At 37.6% G+C, this 1,391-nt stretch carries 1 protein-coding gene; it reads left to right on the plus strand.

Annotated features, from left to right (window positions below):
* Positions 1–559 precede the first annotated feature (559 nt).
* A complete protein-coding gene (locus tag BVI01S_RS21800; protein WP_034763547.1) occupies positions 560–1,330 on the plus strand; it encodes a SurA N-terminal domain-containing protein in 771 nt (256 codons plus the stop codon).
* The last annotated feature ends 61 nt before the right edge of the window (positions 1,331–1,391 follow it).

A 1,391-nucleotide genomic window follows, 5' to 3' on the forward strand; every position in this document is an offset into this window, starting at 1 on the left:
ATTTGCCCGAGGAGGCTCAACTCACGCCCCGCGGAAAGCGAGCACCTGCAGCGGAAATCAACCACTACTCGCTAATTCAAATTGTCGAAACCTTATCTAAAATTAGTCTGGAATATGCTTATAATTATTATTTTCCCTGAAAAGGAAAGCAGATGATGGAATAGTGCTTCCAAACGGACAGTAGTCCGTCTACGTATACATATATGTGGGTTGAGGGAAATGGAGTCCATCTCTATAATCCAAATAGAAGGTTGTTTGACAGTATTCTTTGGTCCCCAATATTTTTGATAGGTTGTTTAAATGGAGAAAGACTCGATTTAAACAACCTCTTTTTTTGAACGTATCTATGTAATATTCCTCCTGCTTTATCACTTTAGTAGGAATTGTATTCCCTATATATCACTGTACGGAAGGAGAATATGCTTTATACTCTGTGTTTCATCCAGATTACAATCAATATATTTTAACCTAAATACTTTCTTTTTGCAGGTTTTTCATTTACAATGCCCATTAAGTGATTTTTTTTAGAATCACACCTTAGTTCTGAAAGGAGTCTATTATGAAGAAACTATTAACGACTTTACTAGTAGGATTATTAACAATTGGACTTGCCGCTTGCGGTTCGAATGAGGAGAGCCAAAAAGCTGACGATAAACCAAAAACAGAGGCTTCTGATAAAAAGGCTCAAGAAGAGCAAGCGAAAAAGATGGAAGAAATGCAAAAGAAAATGGATGAACAAAAGGTGGAAAAAGATAAGATCGTCGCCATCGTCAACGACGAAAAAATCAAAGGTGAAGATTTCAACAATGTGTTGACTCAATCACAGATGCAGTATCAACAAATGGGACAGGATCCGACAAGTAAAGATGCTGCCAAAAAAATCAAAGATCAAACCATCGACAGCATAGTCGGTCAAACGCTCCTTATGCAACAGGCCGAGGAAAAAGGCTATAAAGCGACGGATGATGAAATCAATAAGCAGCTCGACGAAGTGAAAAAGCAATATAAAGACGAAAAGCAATTCGAAGATGCCATGAAGAAAGCCGGATTTACCATGGATGAGCTGAAAACCCAGATTGCTGAAAATATTAAGTACACCAACTACGTTGAAAAAGAAATCAAAGTCGACGAAGTGACAGAAGATGAAATGAAGAAGTTTTATGATCAATATGCAAGTCAACAAGGACAGGACCAAGCAAAGGATGCTCCGAAGTTTGAAGATGTAAAACCACAGATCAAGACTCAGCTGGAACAACAGAAGAAGCAAGAAAAGCTTGTTCAACATGTTGAAGATTTAAAGAAAAACGCTAAAATTGATGTGAAAATCTAACACAAGTCAGAAAGCCGCCTTCTTATGGCGGCTTTCTTTTTTTCTGGTTCTATAATATTTG

It is taken from the genome of Rossellomorea vietnamensis NBRC 101237 (assembly GCF_001591825.1).
In the GTDB taxonomy this organism is placed as follows: domain Bacteria; phylum Bacillota; class Bacilli; order Bacillales; family Bacillaceae_B; genus Rossellomorea; species Rossellomorea vietnamensis.